The organism is Streptomyces viridifaciens (assembly GCF_001888885.2).
Classification (GTDB): Bacteria; Actinomycetota; Actinomycetes; order Streptomycetales; family Streptomycetaceae; genus Kitasatospora; species Kitasatospora aureofaciens.
In genome coordinates, this window is sequence record NZ_CP090841.1 from 6,687,691 (window position 1) to 6,704,083 (window position 16,393).

A 16,393-nucleotide genomic window follows, 5' to 3' on the forward strand; every position below is an offset into this window, starting at 1 on the left:
ACGACTGAGGAGTTGAGTCCGCGCCTACTGCTCCTTGGTCCAGCCTTGCGTGCTGCAGACTGGGGAAACGAGTTCACGGGTTGTCGGCCGGTCGGCATGTCGCCGCCCGGCCGACCCGTTCGCTCATGCCGCAGTCAGTTCCTTCTCAAGGTCATCTGGGAAGAGGAAGCTCAGGGTGTTCTTGGCAACGTAGGCCTTCACCTTGGACTTCAGAAGGAGCCGCCGTCGGCTGGCGACGTCACTGTCGTCCCACTGCGAAGCGAAGGTCGAGCCCGTGGGCCGTAGCGCCCTTGGCTTCGGTTGCAGCGCTTGTGCTACGGACTTTCGGCGTTCCGCGAGGCTGTTGATGCGCTGAAGATACTCCCCGTGCCCGCCCTCGTACTCGTACAGGCCCATGTCCTTCTCCGCTCGGATGTCGCTCATCGCCCGCGAGATGGATTCGGCCGTCTCGTAGCGTTCCGGGGATGCCTGACACGGCACGGGCTCGACGACTTGTACCGTCGAGAACAGCTGGGCGACGATGGCGCTGAACTGCTCCTCGACGAAATCCATGGAGGCCGTGGTGTCGCACCGCACCGCGGTGACGTTCGCGGGAGCCCCGCAGCGGCTTGTGCATTTCGTTCAACCGGGCGGTCGCACCGGAAGCACTCAGGGGACCCGGAACAGCGCTGACCGGACGCCGGTCCTGGGGCTCCGCCAGCGTGCGACGTCCGCGAATCGTAAGGCTGCGATTCACGGAGTCCGCCGCGGCCGGCTCCTACAGTGGCCGGGACGTTCTTCCCCTGAGAGGCGGTAGAGATGACGGTGCATCAGGAAGAGTCGTGGGCCGAGGTGGGTGTGATCGGCGGTTCGGGGCTGTACGCGCTGCTGGACGAGGTGGCGGAGGTGCGGGTCGACACGCCGTACGGTCCGCCCAGTGACGCGCTGTTCGTGGGCGAGGTGGCGGGGCGGCGGGTGGCGTTCGTGCCCCGGCACGGGCGCGGCCACGGGCTGCCGCCGCACCGGATCGACTACCGGGCCAACCTGTGGGCGCTGCGCTCGCTGGGGGTGCGGCAGGTGCTCGCGCCGTGCGCGGTGGGCGGGCTGCGGCCGGAGTACGGGCCGGGCACGCTGCTGGTGCCGGACCAGTTCGTGGACCGGACCTCGGGGCGGGTGCAGACCTTCTACGACGGGCTGCCGCTGCCGGACGGCTCGGTGCCCGAGGTGGTGCACGTGTCGATGGCCGACCCGTACTGCCCGGCCGGGCGGCGGGCCGCGCTGGAGGCGGCGCGCGGGGCGGCCTGGGATCCGGTGGACGGCGGGACGCTGGTGGTGATCGAGGGTCCGCGCTTCTCCACCCGGGCCGAGTCCCGCTGGTTCACCGCCAACGGCTGGTCGGTGGTCGGCATGACCGGGCACCCCGAGGCGGTGCTGGCGCGTGAACTCGGGCTCTGCTACACCTCGGTGGCACTCGTGACCGACCACGACGCCGGCGTGGAGGCCGGCGAGGGCGTCACCCAGGCCGAGGTGCTCAAGGTCTTCGCGGGGAGCGTCGACCGGCTGCGCACGGTGCTGTTCAAGGCGATCGGGATGCTGCCCGCCGACCGCGCGTGCGTCTGCTCGCACGCCTTGGACGGCCTCACGACCGGCCTTCCCGGCGACTGACCGCTCCGAACCGGTGGTGCCACCGCCGCGCGGTGCTTACGGATTCCGAACGGCGGTCCCGCCGGTGCCGACGGCGGGCAGGTGTCGGTGGCAGGGTGGGCGCGTGCTCACCCGTACTTCCCTGACCTGCGCCCTTGCGGTCGCCGCCCTCGCGGTGGCCCTCGCACTGACCGTGACCGGCGGCGGGACGCTCGCTGACCGGTCGCCGCTCTACGACTGGTACACGCTCGACGCCGCGCTCTTCGTCCTCGCGCTGCTCCTGCTGCGGAAGGTGAGCCGCCGTCACGTGGTGCCGCTGGTGCTGACCGGGAGCGTCCTGGTCGCCGCGGCCGGGTTGCTGGCGCCGCCGCGTACCAGCGACGACGCCTACCGGTACGTGTGGGACGGGCGGGTCCAGGCGGCCGGGCTCTCCCCGTACGCGTACACCCCGGACGACCCGGCGCTGGTCCGGCTGCGCGACGCGGGCCTGTTCCCGGTGGGGGACGGCTGTGCGACCTGGGACGAGCGGCGGACGGCGGCCGGGGACTGCACCCGTATCAACCGGCCGGCCGTGCACACCGTCTACCCGCCGGTCGCGGAGGCCTGGTTCCTCGCCGCGCACCCCTTCGGTGGCGGGGTGCGCGGTGCGCAGGCCGCCGGTGCGCTGCTGGCCGTCGCCACCACCGGTGTGCTGCTGGCGGTCGGGCGGGGCAGCCGGCGGGCGGCGCTGTGGGGGTGGTGTCCGGGCGTGACGGTGTGGGCGGTCAACGACGCGCACGTGGACACCCTCGGCGCGCTCCTCATGGTGGCCGGGTTGGGCTGTGCGGCCCGCCGCCGGGCCGGTGCCGGGGGCGCCCTGCTCGGGGCGGCGGTCGCGACCAAGCTGCTGCCGGCGCTCGCCCTGCCCGGTGCGGTGTCCGGGCTGCTGGCCCGGCGGCCGACGAAGGGCGACCTGACGGTGCTCGCGGCGGCCCTCGGTACATTCCTGCTGGCCTACCTGCCGTACGTCGCCGTCTCCGGTTCCGGCGTCCTGGGCTACCTGCCCGGGTACCTGCGGGAGGAGGGCTACGAGCAGGGGCACCTCGACCGGTTCGGGTTGCTGCGGGTGGTCGTGCCGGACCGGTGGGCCGCGTGGGCGGCCGCCCTGGCGCTGGGTGCCGTGGTGCTGTGGGTGCTGCGGCGCGGTGATCCCCACCGTCCGTGGCGGGGCGCCCTCCTGGTGACGGGGACGGCCCTGCTGCTCGTCGCGCCGAGCTACCCCTGGTACGGACTGCTGGTGGTGGCCCTGGTGGCGCTCGACGGGCGGTGGGAGTGGCTGGCTGTCCCGGCGGCCGGACAGGCGCTCTACCTGGTGGGCGGGCCGCAGGCGCAGCGCACCGCCTACGCGGCCGCCCTGGCCTGCGTCCTGGTGGTGCCGGCGCTGCGCAGGCTCGTGAGCGCCGTGCCGGTCCGGTCGGCGCGCGGCGCGGCGCCGGAGATGACGAAACCCTGACGGAACACCGCCGTCACTGGCCGGGACCCGCGCCGACCTGGTCGAATCGGGGCCGTGGACAGAAAAGCGGAACACCCCGAGGGCACGCCCGTGGGCCGGCGGGTCGTGCTCGGGCTGCTCGGCCTGGGCGCCGTGGGCGTCGCGGCCGGCCCGTACCTGCAGCGGGCCGAGTCGTCGTTGGCGGAACGTGACCCGAGCGGCCTGAGCGGGCTGCTGCCGGGCAACAACGGCTTCCGGTACTACTCGGTGGTGACCTCCGTCCCCGAGCGGACCGCGGTCGACTACACCCTCACCGTGGACGGACTGGTGGAGCGCCCCGCCACCCACCGGCTGGCCGACCTGCAGGCGATGCCGCAGCGGCGGCTGGTCAAGGACGTCCAGTGCGTCACCGGGTGGCGGGTGCCGGACACCCCGTTCGAGGGGGTGCCGCTGGCCCACCTCCTCGACGCCGCCGGGGTCAAGCCGGGAGCCAAGGCCGTGCGCTTCAGCTGTTTCGACGGCGCGTACACCGAGAGCCTCACCCTGGAGCAGGCCAGGCGGGACGACGTGCTGGTCGCACTGCGCATGCAGGACAATCCGATCGCGCACGACCACGGCGGGCCGGTGCGGCTGTACGTCGCGCCGATGTACTTCTACAAGTCCGCGAAGTGGCTCTCGGGCATCACCGTCACCGACGCGGTCCAGCCCGGGTACTGGGAGCGGAACGGATACGACGTCGACGCCTGGGTCGGCCGGTCGAACGGGCGGGACGATGCGCCGACGAGCTGAACTGATCCTCCGGTTCACCCGCGCCGAGCGCTGGGTGCACCGTACGACCGCCGCGCTGACGGGCGTCTGCCTGGCCACGGCCGCTTGCCTCTACCTCGCGCCGCTCGCCGAACTGGTCGGCAACCGGCCGCTGGTCGTCACCGTGCACGTGTGGTGCGGCCTGGCGCTGCCGGTGCCGCTGCTGCTCGGACTCGCCTCCCGGGCGGTGCGGGCGGACGTCACCCGGCTGAGCCGGTTCACCCCGGCGGACTGGCAGTGGTTGCGGGCCGTGCGCGCCCGAGCGGCACACCGGCCGGCCGGGAAGTTCAACGCCGGGCAGAAGCTCTACGCGCAGTGGACCCTCGGCTCGATGCTGGTGATCGTCGGCACCGGGCTGCTGATGTGGCTCACCCACCTCGCCCCACCGTCCTGGCGGACCGGCGCGACCTTCGTGCACGACTGGCTGGCCGCCGCCATCGCCGTCGTGGTCGCCGGGCACATCCGGATGGCCTGGCGGGACCGGGAGGCGCGGCTCGGGATGCGGACCGGCCTGGTGGAGCGACACTGGGCCGAGCGCGAGCACCCGCAGTGGCAGGCCACGGACGCGGAGCGCGAGCACCCGCACTGGCAGACCACGGACGCCGAGCGCTAAGGACTGTCCGGGCGAGCGGCATCGTGCCACAGCCCCTGGACCGCGGCGCCCGTCAGCCCCCGCGTCCAGGGGCTCTCACGCCTTGTGCAGCGCGAGTCACCCCTTGCGCAGCGCGAGGAAAGGGCGGCCGTGCGAGGTCCAGCGCTCCGCCTCGACGAGGCCCGCGGTGCGGGCCCGTCGCAGGGTTGCGGCCGGCCCGAGACGGGCCCAGGGGAACGGCGGGCCCAGGCGGCCGTCCGGGCCTTCCACCCGGACGACGGCGCGTTCGTCCACCTCCTCCGGCTCCACCTCCACCAGCAACAGCCCGTTCGGTGCGATGAGTTCGGCGCCCCGGCGGAGCAGGGCGTCGGGGTCGCCGCCGATGCCGAGGTTGCCGTCGGCGAGCAGCGCGGCGCCCCAGCGGCCCTCGGCGGGCAGACGGTCGAACACCGATCGGCAGAGCGCCGGACCGCCGAGGTGCCGGGTCCGCGCCACGGCGGCGCCGGTGATGTCGACACCGAGCGCCGGGACGCCGAGGGCCAGCAGGGCGGCGACCAGGCGGCCGGGCCCGCAGCCCAGGTCCACCACCGGCGCGTTCAGCCGCAGGCAGCGCCGCAGCAGGCTGTGGTCGCTCGCGGCGGCGGGCGCGCACCAGCGTTCGACATCGAGGGGGATGCGCGCGCCGTCCTCCTGGCGCAGCCACAGCGGGCCGCGCCCGGCGCGGACGGCCTCGGCGAACGGATCGTCCACCCACGCGGCAGCCGGGGCGGTCATCCGGCCGTCCCCGGTGCGGCGTCGATCGAGCGCAGGCACGCGGCGAACGTGGTCTGCGGCGCCTCTGCGGCGACCCGGCGCGCGGCGGCGATGGTGTCCACGTCGGTGGCCAGGTCGAGGTGGTGGACCGTCAGCCCGGCGGCGGCGAGGCGGGCGAGCAGCGCACGCCCGGTGTCGGGCGTGGACATCGGTACGCCCAGCAGTAGCCGTCGGGCGAGTCGCCCGGTGGGACGCGCCAGCCCGAGGGCCCAGAACCCGCCGTCCGCCGCGGGCCCGTACCAGGCGTCCACGCCGGGGCGGCGGGCGGCCGACAGCGGCTCGGCCAGCGCGGCCGCGTCCAACTGCGGGGTGTCCATGCCGACCAGCAGAGCGGGTGCCCGCGGGGCCACCCGGGCGGCCCGCGCGAAGGCGGCGGCCAGGCGTTCGTCGAGCCCGCCCGTGCACTGCGGCACGACCTCCCACCCCGGTGGCAGCCACCCACCCGGTTCGCCGTCCAGCACCAGCAGCCGCCGCCCGGCGGGCACCCGGCTCAGGGTGGCGAGGGTGTCCTCGAGCGCGGCTCCCGCCAGTGTCGCCGCCTGCTCGGGGGTGCAGGGCGGGGTGAGGCGGGTCTTCACCCGCCCGGGCACCGGAGACTTCGCGATGACCAGCAGGGTGGGCGTCGGCGCGGCCAGCACGGCCCGCATGTCCCGTACGGCCTGCCGGGTGCCGCGCAGCGTCCCGGTCACCTTGGAGCGGCCGGTTCGGGGCAGGTAGTCGACGGCGGTCTCGGCGATCCGCATCCCGGCCGCCGAGGCGGCGAGCACCATCTCCAGCGGATAGCCGGAGCGGCGGTCGCCCAGCCCGAGCGCGAGCAGCCGCTCCCGGTGTGCGGCGCGCATCGGCCCCAGGTCGTGCAGCGGCGCGCCGGTGCGGGCGCGCAGGCGGCGGGCCAGCAGGGCGTTGGCGAGCCGGGCGTGCGCCGGCCACGCGCCGGCCCCCGCGGGGTGGCGCCGGCCGAGCACGAGGTCCGCCGAGCCCGCCGCGACCGGCGCGGCGACCCGCGGCAGTTGGGCCGGGTCGAGCGAGCCGTCGCAGTCCATGAAGCAGACCAACTCGGCCGTCGCGGCGAGGAGTCCGGCATGGCAGGCGGCACCGAAGCCGCGCCGGCTCTCCTCGACGACGGTCGCGCCCAGGCAGCGGGCCAATTCCGCGGAGCCGTCCCGCGAACCGTTGTCCACGACGATCGCCCGCCAACCGGCGGGGACGCGTGCGAGCACCCAGGGGAGGGCCTCGGCCTCATCGAGGCAGGGCAGGACGACATCAGCGACAAGGGGAGGGGTCACGTCGGCCACGCTAACCGCGGTCGGGCCCGTCGAAGCCGAACCGCGCCCTTACAGAAGTGCGACGTCCGGGCACCGCTGGCCCGTTCGGGGGATCTTACGGAACCCGGACGTCGGACCTGGCGTGGCGCTCGGCGCTCGCCGGGGCTCGTATCCTCGGCGGGGTGAACGAAAGCCCCGCCACCCCAGGACCGCCGTGCCCCGGCCGCATTCTGGTGATCGACGACGACCCGACCGTCGCCGAGGTCGTCGCCGGCTACCTCACCCGGGCCGGCCACCGGGTCGACCGCGCCGCCGACGGCGACGGGGGCCTTGCCCTGGCCCGATCCCATCGCCCGGACCTGCTGGTTCTGGACCTCATGCTCCCCGGCATCGACGGCCTGGAGATCCTGCGCAGGTTGCGCGCCTCCGAGTACGGCGCCGGGCTGCCGGTCGTCATGCTCACGGCCAAGGGCGACGAGGCCGACCGCATCCTCGGCCTGGAACTGGGCGCGGACGACTACGTCACCAAGCCCTTCAGCCCGCGGGAACTCGTCCTGCGGGTCCAGTCCGTGCTGCGCCGCTCCCGGGCCGCCGCTCCCGCGTCCCCCGTCGGCGGCCCGGTGGTCTCCGGAGACATCGCGCTCGACCCGCAGGGCCGCCGTGTCCACCGTGGGGGGCGTGAACTGCTCCTCACCCTGCGGGAGTTCGACCTCCTGGCGTTCCTCCTCCGGCACCCGCAGACGGTGTTCTCCCGCCAGGAGCTGATGGAACGCGTGTGGGGCTGGGACTTCGGGGACCTGTCCACCGTCACCGTCCACATCCGCCGGCTGCGCGAGAAGATCGAGGACGACCCGGCCGCGCCGGTACTGATCACCACCGTCTGGGGCGTCGGCTACCGCTACGACCCGGCGACCGGGCAGGAGGGCGGCCCGGCGTGAAGGACCTGCTGCTGATCGCCCTGTTCGCCGCGCTCGGCGCCGGCGGGGCCGGTCTGCTCGGCTGGGCGGCCGTCCGGCTGCTGCGCCGGCGCTCGCTCGCGCTGGCGCTGTTCTGCGTCGCCGCCGTCACCGTGCTGGCGGTCACCTCCGGCACCTTCGCCGTCGCCCAGGCGATGTTCCTGTCCCGGCACGACCTCGGGGTCGTGATCACGGTGCTGGTGATGGCCTCGGTGGTGTCGCTGGCGACCGCCGCGCTGCTCGGCCGCCAGGTCGTGGCCGGGGGCAGGGCGCTGACCGTGGCCGCCCGCACCGTGGGCAGCGACACCGGGTTCACCGCGCCGGAGCCCCCGCTGGGCCTGGAACTGGCCCAGCTCAGCGAGGAGCTCGCCGCCACCAGCGCCCGACTGGCCGAGTCCAGGGCCCGCGCGCAGGCCCTGGACACCTCCCGCCGGGAGCTGATCGCCTGGATCTCGCACGACCTGCGCACTCCGCTGGCGGGGCTGCGAGCCATGGCCGAGGCGCTGGAGGACGGCGTCGCGGAGCACCCGCAGCGGTACCTGCAGCGGATGCGGACCGAGGTCGAGCGGCTGACCGGGATGGTGGACGACCTCTTCGAGCTCTCGCGCATCCAGGCGGGGGCGTTGGCCCTGTCGCTGTCCCGGGTGTCCGTCTACGACCTCGTCGACGACGCGCTCGCCGGGGCCCACCCCCTGGCCCGGAAGCGCGGTGTCCGCCTGGAGGGCCGGCAGGTCGCCGCCGAGCCCGTCGAGGTGGACAGTGGCGAGATCACCCGGGTACTCGGAAACCTCCTGGTCAACGCGATCCGTTCGACCCCCGAGGACGGCGTGGTCGCGGTCTCCGCCCGCAGGGAGGCCGACGAGGTGGTGCTCTCGGTCACCGACGGCTGCGGCGGCATCCCGGAGCAGGACCTGCCCCGGGTGTTCGAAACGGGGTGGCGCGGCAGTGCCGCCCGCACGCCCCGGCCGGCCGACCAGGCGAATCCGCGTCGGCCGAGCGAGGGCGGGGGCAGCGGTGCCGGGCTCGGGCTCGCCATCGTCCGCGGCATCGTCGAGGCGCACGCCGGGCGCGCCCGGGTCCGCAACGTCGCCGGGGGCTGCTGCTTCGAGATCGTCCTCCCCGCCGCGCGAACCTGAGGTCACGCGCGCAGCGGCGCCGCCGCGAACTCCGCCATCCCCTCGGCGAACGGGACCTGGGCACGCCAGTCGAGCTCCTCGCGCAGGCGGGAGGAGTCCGCGGTGATGTGCCGGACGTCGCCGAGCCGGTACTCGCCGGTCACCACCGGGGCCGGACCGCCGTGAGCGGCGGCCAGCGCCCGGGCCATCTCCCCGATCGTGTGCACCTCGCCGCTGCCCACGTTGTAGGCCCGGGCGTCGCCCGGCGGCCGACCGACGACCGCCTTGAGCGCGGCCAGGTTGGCGGCGGCGACGTCCTCGACGTGGACGAAGTCCCGGCGCTGGCCGCCGTCCTCGAACACCTGGGGCGCCTCGCCCCGGGCCAGGGCGGAGCGGAACAGCGAGGCCACCCCGGCGTACGGTGTGTCGCGCGGCATCCCCGGCCCGTAGACGTTGTGGTAGCGCAGCGTCAGAACGCGGCCTCCGCAGGCTCGGGCCCAGGCGCCCGCCAGGTGCTCCTGGGCCAGCTTGGTGGCCGCGTACACGTTGCGCGGATCGGTCGGCGCGTCCTCCGTCACCAGCCCGGGGCGCAGTTGTGCGCCGCACCGCGGGCACGGCGGCTCGAACCGGCCGGCGTCCAGTTCGTCCGGGCGGCGCGGACCGGGCGAGACGTCCCCGTGCACAGGGCACCGGTACCGGCCCTCGCCGTAGACCACCATCGACCCGGCGAGCACGAGGTTCCGTACCCCGGATCGCGCCATCGCGGCGAGCAGGACGGCGGTGCCCAGGTCGTTGCAGCCCGCGTAGGCGGGCGCGTCGTCGAGATCCAGCCCCAGGCCCACCATCGCGGCCTGGTGGCATACCGCGTCCACTCCGGCCAGCGCCTGCCCGACCGCCGCCGCGTCCCGCACGTCCCCGCGCCGCAGTTCCACGTCGTCCGGCAGTACGGGCATTACCCCGGAGGGGTGGACGGCGGGCAGCAGCGCGTCCAGGACGCGGACCTCGTGACCGGCCGCCGCCAGGGCCCGTACGACCGTCGAACCGATGAACCCGGCACCGCCGGTGACCAGAATCCTCATGGCCGGAGACCCTACCGGCCGACGCGGGCATCGCGTCACGGACGATCCGTGCCCGACGGGTCTGCGGACCCGTCGGTGATCGAGGGTCACCACGACCACCAGCAGGACCTGGTGGACCTGGCCACCGGCTCGGGCCAGGCGGCCCAGCACCTTGCTGTCGGCCACCCGCACACACTGGCGATATGTCACGCCCCACAGGGCGCACGTCCCGCACGAGGTTGGCCCACGAACCGGCCGTCATACTTCCTTAAGCACCGCACTCCTTCATCGCGTGCGGCCCGCCGAGTAGCGTCCCGTACAGGCCGGTTGAAACCGCGCCTACGTGCCTGTCGCAGGGCAGACGTCGACGACACGGGTACGAACAGGCGACAACAAGAAGGAGGCGCGGTGGACAGGCCTCGCTTGCCCAAGCGCGCTATCGCGCTCGTGGCGGTCCTGGCCCTGACCGTCCTGGCCGCCTGCTGACCATCGACGGCTCCCTGACCGCCTACCACGGCGACCCCACCATGATCGACCTTCAAGCTCTCGGCCGCGTCATCTGACGGCCTCAGCCCCTCGCTGTCTGCCTCCACAGGAGTAGAGCACCGATGTCGCCGAACTTCGATGTCAACTGGGTGCGCTGCGGCGTCGCACCCCAGCGTCATGGGGCCACCGTGCGGGGATCCGTGAGTGCGAAGCGCCGGTTCGACCGTTCGGCTGGCGACGGACACCCGCATGCCCACCAGGCAGGGAAAGCCGGCCCGATCTGTGCCAGTTTGTAGCTGGCGGCGTGACAGGCACTGATGGGGCGGTGAGGTTCGATCCGCTCCTTTGAGATTCGACACGCGGACAAGGAGACGGCGGATGGGCAGCAGCGGACGGCCGCCGGCCCCGGGTTCCGACGGGCCGCAGCGCCCGAGACCGGAGGAGGAGCACGCGCGGGGGCGCATCGGGCGCGTTCGCGCTGCCGCGGCGGCGCGGGCCACCAAGGGGGCCGCTCGTACCCGGGCCCTCGTGCGGCGAATCGAGCAGACCCCTCCGCCCCCAGGGCCGTTCCGTCCCGGCTTTTGGCGCAGCCCGATCCGCGGCCCCTGGCTGACCTCGGTGTTCGGCCTGGTGCTGCTGTTCGGCATCCCGGTCCTCTTCGTGACCGGCGCGCTGTCCTACGCCGCCTACAACCCTGGCCTCGGACGGCTCAACGACCAGACACCGGACAAGGGCCTGCTGGGCTTCTACCTTTTCGACTGGCCCACGCATCCCTACTGGCTCTATCGGCTGACCCAGGGCGTGCACGTGACCCTCGGCGTGGTCCTGGTGCCGGTGGTGCTGGCGAAACTGTGGTCGGTGATCCCGAAGCTGTTCGAGTGGCCGCCGGCCCGCAGCGCCGCCCATGCGCTGGAGCGGCTGTCGCTGCTGGCGCTGGTGGGCGGGGTTGTCTTCGAGTTCGTCACCGGGATCCTCAACACCCAGCTCTACTACGTCTTCCCGGGCTCCTTCTACACCCTGCACTTCTACGGCGCCTGGGTGTTCATCGCCGCGTTCATCGTCCACGTGTGCCTCAAACTCGGCCGGATGACCCGCGCGCTGCGCTCCCGCAACCTGCTGACGGAGCTGCGCACCGGCCTCGACGGCACCCGGCCGGAGCTCCCCGACCCGGATGGCCTGGTCCCGACCGCTTCCGCCGCGCCGACCATGAGCCGGCGCGGCACGCTCGCCATGGTGGGCGGCGGCTCGCTGCTCCTCCTGGCGGTCACCGCGGGACAGAGCATCGGCGGTCGGCTGCGCGGCACCGCCCTGCTCGCGCCGCACAACCGGGAACCGGGCAGTGGACCGAACGGCTTCCAGATCAACAAGACGGCCGCCGCTGTCGGCATCAACCCGGCGCATGTCGGCCCGGACTGGCGGCTGGAGGTCCACGGCCCCGGACCGATGCTCGTCTTCACCCGCACACAGCTCCTCGCGATGCCCCAGCAAGCCGCCGCCCTGCCGATCGCCTGCGTGGAGGGATGGTCCACCCCCGACCAGCACTGGAGCGGCCTTCGGCTAGCCGACCTGGCCGCCCTGGCGGGCCTGCCGGACGCCGGAAGCGTCCTGGTGGAGTCCGTCCAACCACCCGGCCCCTACAGCTCGGTGGTACTGCGGGGCAACCAGATCCACGACCCCCGATCACTGCTCGCCCTGCGCGTCAACGGCGCGGACCTCTCACTCGACCACGGCTACCCGGCCCGCATCATCGTCCCGGCCAACCCCGGCGTGAACAACACCAAGTGGGTGCACCGACTCACCTTCAGGACCTGACATGGCGCGCTTCGTCCGCTGGTACGGCTCCGGGCCCCTGCACCTCCTCGTCCTGATCTGCTCCTTCGCCCTCACCGGCTACGCCCTGGTGCGCCTGTTCGCCGAGCGCCCGCTCGGGGTGGCGATCTGGTTCGTCGGCGCGGCCATCGGCCACGACCTGATCCTGCTGCCCCTGTACTCACTCGCGGACCTCTCGGCCCAGTCCGTGCTGCGCCACCGCCCGGAACGCACTCCCGCGGTGCCGTGGATCAACTATCTGCGCGTGCCCGCCTTCCTGTCCGGTGTCCTGCTGCTCGTGTGGTTTCCCTTGATCCTCAATCTGTCGATCCCCTACCAGGGCGACACGCGGCTGCCGGAGGACGTCTTCCTCGGCCGATGGCTGGCCATCACCGCCGTGCTCTTCGCCGCCTCCGCACTGGCCTTCACCCTCAAGCTTCGCCGCGTCCGGCGGGCCGCTCACGCCGACTCGACGGACTACAGAACGTAACTGCTTCGGCGTGCCCTTCACGAAATCCGTGCCTGAACCGTTTTCACCCGTCACCGAGAACCGGACACAGGCATCCCACCAGCAGCCATCGGCCAAGGGCCCGGACCGACCAGGTGATGGACGCCTCGCACGTCTACGTCGGCGCCCGCTGCCCGTCGCCATCCCGACCGCTGCTCATCGGCCACCCCATCGCGGCCCCGGCCGCTCCCTCCCGCCGCCACGTCTTGTGCCGCGCGGCGCACCCCACCGCTGACCAACGAACAGGGCCGGGGCCCGCGCAATCGTGCGCCGGCCCCGGCCCTGGTGGTAGCGGGGACAGGATTTGAACCTGCGACCTCTGGGTTATGAGCCCAGCGAGCTACCGAGCTGCTCCACCCCGCGTCGGTGAGATCACTCTAAGCGATGACCGTGCCAACACGAAATCGGTTTCCCGCGCTGGGCCGCTGGGCCGGCCCACACTGGACGCCCACGGTCGGTGGGCAGTGGCAGCATCAGCGGCTCGCCGCACGCGGTGGCGCGCTCCGCGTCGCAGTCCGGGAACTCGGCGGCCTCGGCCGTTGCCTCCTCACGCAACTCCGGCTCGGAGCCCGGACGGCCGCCGAGCGGGCCCTTGCACGTCCAGCACGGTGGCCGCTTCGCATGGGCCTCACGGACGGCCTGCAGGGCGTCCAGGAGCGCGGTGTCTGGGCTGTGCGCCGTGCAGGATGCGGTCAGCTCTGCCTCTCTTCGCAGTCAGGACGCGCAGTCGCGGCAGATGGGCCGGCCGTTCCCGTCCTCACCGGCGAGTTGGGCGCGGTGGTGGACCAGGAAGCAGGTCATGCAGGTGAACTCGTCCTGCTGAAGGGGCACAACGTGGACGGTGAGTTCCTCGCCGGACAGGTCGGCACCCGGAAGCTCGAGGCCTTCGGCGGCCTCCGTGTCGACGTCGACTGCGGAGCCCTGCTTGTCATCACGCCGGCTTTTCAGTTCCTCGATGCTGTCGTCGCTGGCGTCGTCACCAGTGTTGCGCGGGGCGTCGTAGTCGGTTGCCAAGGCGTACCTTCTCGTCAAGGGTCGGTTCCGGAGGGCGAGTCGTACCGCTTGCCCGGGTGGCGGAGTGCCGGCACGCCGCGAGTTTGAACGGGCCGGTCGCAAGGCCAGTACCGCGCCTGGGGCCGACCCTACGCCGTCCTGGCTGCCGATCCCCGCCCGTAACGCCGAGCCCCGGCACAACGACCGGCCGGGGAGCGCCAAGGAACCGGCCGCCCTCCACCACGCCGCCTACACCAGGCAGGCCGCGGCCAGCTGGGCGCGCCAGCTCGCCGCCCGTCAGAAGTACCGGCTCCACCGCAGGCTACTGGACATCACGGCCGACCAGATCGAGCAGGCCAGCAGCCACGAAATCATCCCCGGCAGCGAGGGCGAGCAGGCCTGTGTGCAGCTGGCGTCGGTAGTACCAGCGCTCGGCCGAGGCGATTGGCTCAGCCGAGGCGATCGAAGGTGGCCGGCACCGGCAGCGTCCCCCAGTGCGACAGCGGCCAGGCCACTACGAAGGCGCGCCCGATCACGTTCTGCACCGGCACGAACCCGCCGCCCGGCTCGTCCGTGTGGTAGCGCGAGTCCCGGGAATCGTTGCGGTGGTCGCCCATCACCCACAGCTTGTCCTTGGGCACCTTGACCGTCCCCACCGGCCGGTCCCCGCACGGCGTCGCCCCGGGGTAGAGGTACGGCTCGTCCAGCGCCACCCCGTTGACCCGCACCGGTGCGCCCGCCTCGCAGTCCACGGTGTCGCCGCCGACCGCGATCACCCGCTTGATCAGGTCCTTCTCGTCGGCCGCCGGCGCCAGCCCGACGAAGCTCAGCGCCTTCTGCACCCCGCTCACCCGCGGCGTCGGCTCGTCCCTCAGCCAGTTCCCGGGATCCCGGAAGACCACCACGTCCCCGCGCTCCGGCTTCGCCCCGAACCACGGCGTGAACTTGTCCACCAGCACCCGGTCACCCACCTGCAGGGTGTTCCGCATCGAGCCGGACGGGATCGAGAACGCCTGCACGAAGAAGGTCTTGAGCCCCAGGGCCAGCACCAGCGCCACCGCCACGAGGATCAGCATCTCCTGCCACCACGGGCGCTTCTTCCGTTCCCGCCGCCGGCGCCGGCCGCTCTCCCGCCCCTCGTCCGGCGCGATCTCCAACCCAGCACTCATCGCTGGCTCCCCTCCGTGCCGTCCCCGTCTCGGTCGCGGCGAGTATCCAGGGCCGCCTGTCGACCGGCCGTAAGGACCGATGCGATGGCTTCGACTGCGAAGGCGGCAGGGGCCCTGCCATGCGCCAAGGCTTCCGGGATGTTGTTCATTTCTTGGTGTCGGCGCGAAGCCAGTCGAACAGCGTCCGGTACAGCTGGCGAACCGGTTCGGGTCGGTCGTCTCCGTAAAGGTCGTCGGCAATGGTGTAGTCCTTGGCGCTGAGCAGGCACGTCAGCATGCGGTACGAGGGTCGGGCCCGTGCCAGAACGTCGGCTTCGAGCCACACGGCCGTGCCAGGGGTGCTGGGCGCGAGGCTGTCGTACTCGTATACGGGATCGAGCGAGGTGATCAGCCAGCGCCCGCCGCGGCGTTCGGCGCGGTACAGCAGGCGCGCATGTGAGGTGAGGTCCACTTCGACGCCGTGGAGATCGCCGCGCAGGTGGATGGCCGCGCCGATCTCGACGACTGCGCGGTCGCCGACGACGTCGACCGTCGCCGGGGAAAGGATATGTGTCGCGGCGTCACCGCGCGCGGCCATCTCCTGAGACGCGGCGATGAACGCCGCTCCCCGTCCGCGGAACCAGCTGAGGCGTATTGCGGCATCCGGGGCCAGGCACTCTCGCATGAGGTCCCACCAGCCGCGGTCGCGAGCCCGGCGTTCGTGGAGGACCAGCTGGGCCACGGCGGTGACGTCGTTCATGGTTGCTCCTGCCGGTTCACTGGGCCCACGGCGGCGCGAAGGTGACCCCGCCGACGGTCGCCTTCATGCCAGCGCTGGTCACGGCCGTGAGCTTGGCGGGATCGTGTGGGCAGCCGTTGCGCAGTTGCAGGGTCGAGTGAGCGGGCACGATGATCGCGTCGCCCGCCTCGGCGAGTACGTCCTCGCCCGCGACAGTCGCCGAGACCTTGCCTTCGATGACCACGAAGACTTCTTCGCGGTCCATGCTGTGGGTCTCGCTGTGGACGCCGGGTGCCAGTTCCAGCGCCCAGATGGCCAGCTCGGTGCTGCCGCGGGAGGGGACGGCAAGCGGGCGGAAGGTGAAGCCGTCGCGCTCGAATGTGGGCGCGTCGGCGAGGGGGGTCAGGGGCCCGGTCACTCCCAGAGATATAGTCAACTAGCTTGACCATATGAAGATAGGCCGATCTCAGGAATCGGTCAACTGGATTGACTACTTTGTTTGGGGAGCCGCCGTGCCGCCCAGTCCCGACTTCACCGAAGCGCGCCCAGGCCAGGTACCGCTGCTGCTGGCCGTGACGTACCGCGCGATGACCGACCGGTTCCACGCCCTGCTGGCCGAGCGGGGCCGGGAGCCGCTGCGTCCGGCACACGGATACACCTTCCGGTATCTGGCCTCACATCCGCATGCGACGACCGTCGACCTCGCGGCGCATCTCGGGGTGACGAAGCAGGCGACCTCGAAGGCGGTCGCGGAGCTGGAGGACTGGGGCTACGTCGAACGGCGCCCGTACACCACCGACAAACGGGCCCAGGTGCTCGCTTTGACCACCCGCGGACGCGAGTACCTGGAACTGGCCGACGAACTGTGGACGACGGTCGAGGGACAGCTGGCCGACGTCATCGGCACCGAGCGCCTGGCCGCCCTCGACCGGGACCTGCGGACTTACATCGCCGCGGTTCACGCGGATCAGGAAGTTTCGTTCAGACCCGTGTGGTGAGCGGACTGCGCG

The 16,393-nt window shown here is 72.8% G+C and carries 17 protein-coding genes, 1 tRNA gene and 1 pseudogene; 9 read left to right on the forward strand and 10 right to left on the reverse strand.

The annotated features are described in order from the left end of the window. Positions 1-123: 123 nt before the first annotated feature. Positions 124-552 (reverse strand): hypothetical protein, encoded by a 429-nt coding sequence (locus BOQ63_RS37035; RefSeq protein ID WP_143174845.1) that lies wholly within the window; start codon positions 550-552, stop codon positions 124-126. Between the two features lie 246 nt (positions 553-798). Between BOQ63_RS37035 and BOQ63_RS37040 the strand changes: the two genes are divergently transcribed. The 4 genes from BOQ63_RS37040 to BOQ63_RS37055 all read left to right on the forward strand — a co-directional run bounded on the left by BOQ63_RS37040 (position 799) and on the right by BOQ63_RS37055 (position 4,514). Continuing rightward, on the forward strand, positions 799-1,644 hold the full coding sequence (locus tag BOQ63_RS37040; RefSeq protein ID WP_072655737.1) for an S-methyl-5'-thioadenosine phosphorylase: 846 nt from the start codon (positions 799-801) through the stop codon (positions 1,642-1,644). A gap of 103 nt (positions 1,645-1,747) precedes the next feature. Further along, complete coding sequence (locus BOQ63_RS37045; protein WP_072655738.1) at positions 1,748-3,115, forward strand: glycosyltransferase 87 family protein; 1,368 nt, start codon at positions 1,748-1,750, stop codon at positions 3,113-3,115. 54 nt (positions 3,116-3,169) lie between these two features. Further along, the gene (locus tag BOQ63_RS37050) at positions 3,170-3,883 is read left to right on the forward strand and encodes a molybdopterin-dependent oxidoreductase (RefSeq protein ID WP_223886145.1); all 714 of its coding nucleotides are present in this window, start codon (positions 3,170-3,172) and stop codon (positions 3,881-3,883) included. Then, positions 3,867-4,514 (forward strand): cytochrome b/b6 domain-containing protein, encoded by a 648-nt coding sequence (locus tag BOQ63_RS37055; protein WP_046385900.1) that lies wholly within the window; start codon positions 3,867-3,869, stop codon positions 4,512-4,514. Before BOQ63_RS37050 ends, BOQ63_RS37055 begins: the two co-directional genes overlap by 17 nt. A gap of 96 nt (positions 4,515-4,610) precedes the next feature. On the opposite strand, the gene BOQ63_RS37060 is transcribed toward BOQ63_RS37055, so the two are convergent. The 3 genes and pseudogenes from BOQ63_RS37060 to BOQ63_RS37070 form a co-directional block, all read right to left on the reverse strand. Next, a complete protein-coding gene (locus BOQ63_RS37060) occupies positions 4,611-5,267 on the reverse strand; it encodes a class I SAM-dependent methyltransferase (protein ID WP_030278975.1) in 657 nt (218 codons plus the stop codon). Continuing rightward, positions 5,264-5,896, reverse strand: a complete 633-nt coding sequence (locus BOQ63_RS37065) for a TIGR04282 family arsenosugar biosynthesis glycosyltransferase (protein WP_373298763.1) — start codon at positions 5,894-5,896, stop codon at positions 5,264-5,266. The genes BOQ63_RS37060 and BOQ63_RS37065 overlap by 4 nt, the downstream gene beginning before the upstream one ends. Continuing rightward, positions 5,894-6,601 (reverse strand): annotated as a pseudogene (locus BOQ63_RS37070) (glycosyltransferase family 2 protein); the annotation flags it as partial. The gene BOQ63_RS37065 and the pseudogene BOQ63_RS37070, both read right to left, overlap by 3 nt. Positions 6,602-6,753: 152 nt before the next feature. Between BOQ63_RS37070 and BOQ63_RS37075 the strand changes: the two are divergent. Continuing rightward, the gene (locus BOQ63_RS37075; protein WP_051746564.1) at positions 6,754-7,509 is read left to right on the forward strand and encodes a response regulator transcription factor; all 756 of its coding nucleotides are present in this window, start codon (positions 6,754-6,756) and stop codon (positions 7,507-7,509) included. After that, positions 7,506-8,663 carry a sensor histidine kinase gene (locus tag BOQ63_RS37080; RefSeq protein WP_030278969.1) on the forward strand — a complete coding sequence of 386 codons (1,158 nt, stop codon included), beginning with the start codon at positions 7,506-7,508 and terminating at the stop codon, positions 8,661-8,663. Before BOQ63_RS37075 ends, BOQ63_RS37080 begins: the two co-directional genes overlap by 4 nt. Positions 8,664-8,665: 2 nt before the next feature. Here the strand turns inward: BOQ63_RS37080 and BOQ63_RS37085 are convergent, their stop codons facing one another. Beyond that, positions 8,666-9,721: an NAD-dependent epimerase/dehydratase family protein gene (locus tag BOQ63_RS37085; RefSeq protein WP_030278967.1), complete on the reverse strand. Its 1,056-nt coding sequence runs from the start codon at positions 9,719-9,721 to the stop codon at positions 8,666-8,668. Positions 9,722-10,714: 993 nt separating this feature from the next. Here BOQ63_RS37085 and BOQ63_RS37090 point away from each other — a divergent pair. Both BOQ63_RS37090 and BOQ63_RS37095 read left to right on the forward strand, forming a co-directional pair. Then, positions 10,715-11,998: a molybdopterin-dependent oxidoreductase gene (locus tag BOQ63_RS37090; RefSeq protein WP_051746579.1), complete on the forward strand. Its 1,284-nt coding sequence runs from the start codon at positions 10,715-10,717 to the stop codon at positions 11,996-11,998. A 1-nt stretch (position 11,999) separates the two neighbouring features. Continuing rightward, entirely contained in the window at positions 12,000-12,485 is a 486-nt protein-coding gene (locus BOQ63_RS37095) for a hypothetical protein (RefSeq protein WP_072655741.1), read from the forward strand. Positions 12,486-12,789: 304 nt separating this feature from the next. Here BOQ63_RS37095 and BOQ63_RS37100 read toward each other — a convergent pair. From BOQ63_RS37100 to BOQ63_RS37120, 5 genes are all read right to left on the reverse strand, one after another. Then, positions 12,790-12,866 (reverse strand) — tRNA-Met (locus BOQ63_RS37100). A 351-nt stretch (positions 12,867-13,217) separates the two neighbouring features. Then, entirely contained in the window at positions 13,218-13,517 is a 300-nt protein-coding gene (locus BOQ63_RS37105; RefSeq protein WP_030278960.1) for a DUF4193 domain-containing protein, read from the reverse strand. Between the two features lie 428 nt (positions 13,518-13,945). Then, complete coding sequence (gene lepB, locus BOQ63_RS37110; protein ID WP_046385901.1) at positions 13,946-14,665, reverse strand: signal peptidase I; 720 nt, start codon at positions 14,663-14,665, stop codon at positions 13,946-13,948. Positions 14,666-14,810: 145 nt separating this feature from the next. Next, positions 14,811-15,404 carry a nuclear transport factor 2 family protein gene (locus BOQ63_RS37115; RefSeq protein ID WP_072655742.1) on the reverse strand — a complete coding sequence of 198 codons (594 nt, stop codon included), beginning with the start codon at positions 15,402-15,404 and terminating at the stop codon, positions 14,811-14,813. A gap of 16 nt (positions 15,405-15,420) precedes the next feature. After that, positions 15,421-15,801, reverse strand: a complete 381-nt coding sequence (locus BOQ63_RS37120; protein ID WP_030278953.1) for a cupin domain-containing protein — start codon at positions 15,799-15,801, stop codon at positions 15,421-15,423. A gap of 31 nt (positions 15,802-15,832) precedes the next feature. On the opposite strand from BOQ63_RS37120, the gene BOQ63_RS37125 reads away from it, so the two are divergent. Beyond that, entirely contained in the window at positions 15,833-16,381 is a 549-nt protein-coding gene (locus BOQ63_RS37125; protein ID WP_223886147.1) for a MarR family winged helix-turn-helix transcriptional regulator, read from the forward strand. The last annotated feature ends 12 nt before the right edge of the window (positions 16,382-16,393 follow it).

What these genes read in the sequence shown, in the direction of transcription:
- BOQ63_RS37095 (WP_072655741.1), top strand. Translation starts at nt 12,000, where the DNA reads ATGGCGCGCTTCGTCCGCTGGTACGGCTCCGGGCCCCTGCACCTCCTC.
- BOQ63_RS37115 (WP_072655742.1), bottom strand. Translation starts at nt 15,404, where the DNA reads ATGAACGACGTCACCGCCGTGGCCCAGCTGGTCCTCCACGAACGCCGG.
- BOQ63_RS37060 (WP_030278975.1), bottom strand. Translation starts at nt 5,267, where the DNA reads ATGACCGCCCCGGCTGCCGCGTGGGTGGACGATCCGTTCGCCGAGGCC.
- lepB (WP_046385901.1), bottom strand. Translation starts at nt 14,665, where the DNA reads ATGAGTGCTGGGTTGGAGATCGCGCCGGACGAGGGGCGGGAGAGCGGC.
- BOQ63_RS37035 (WP_143174845.1), bottom strand. Translation starts at nt 552, where the DNA reads ATGGATTTCGTCGAGGAGCAGTTCAGCGCCATCGTCGCCCAGCTGTTC.
- BOQ63_RS37125 (WP_223886147.1), top strand. Translation starts at nt 15,833, where the DNA reads ATGAAGATAGGCCGATCTCAGGAATCGGTCAACTGGATTGACTACTTT.
- BOQ63_RS37055 (WP_046385900.1), top strand. Translation starts at nt 3,867, where the DNA reads ATGCGCCGACGAGCTGAACTGATCCTCCGGTTCACCCGCGCCGAGCGC.
- BOQ63_RS37040 (WP_072655737.1), top strand. Translation starts at nt 799, where the DNA reads ATGACGGTGCATCAGGAAGAGTCGTGGGCCGAGGTGGGTGTGATCGGC.
- BOQ63_RS37085 (WP_030278967.1), bottom strand. Translation starts at nt 9,721, where the DNA reads ATGAGGATTCTGGTCACCGGCGGTGCCGGGTTCATCGGTTCGACGGTC.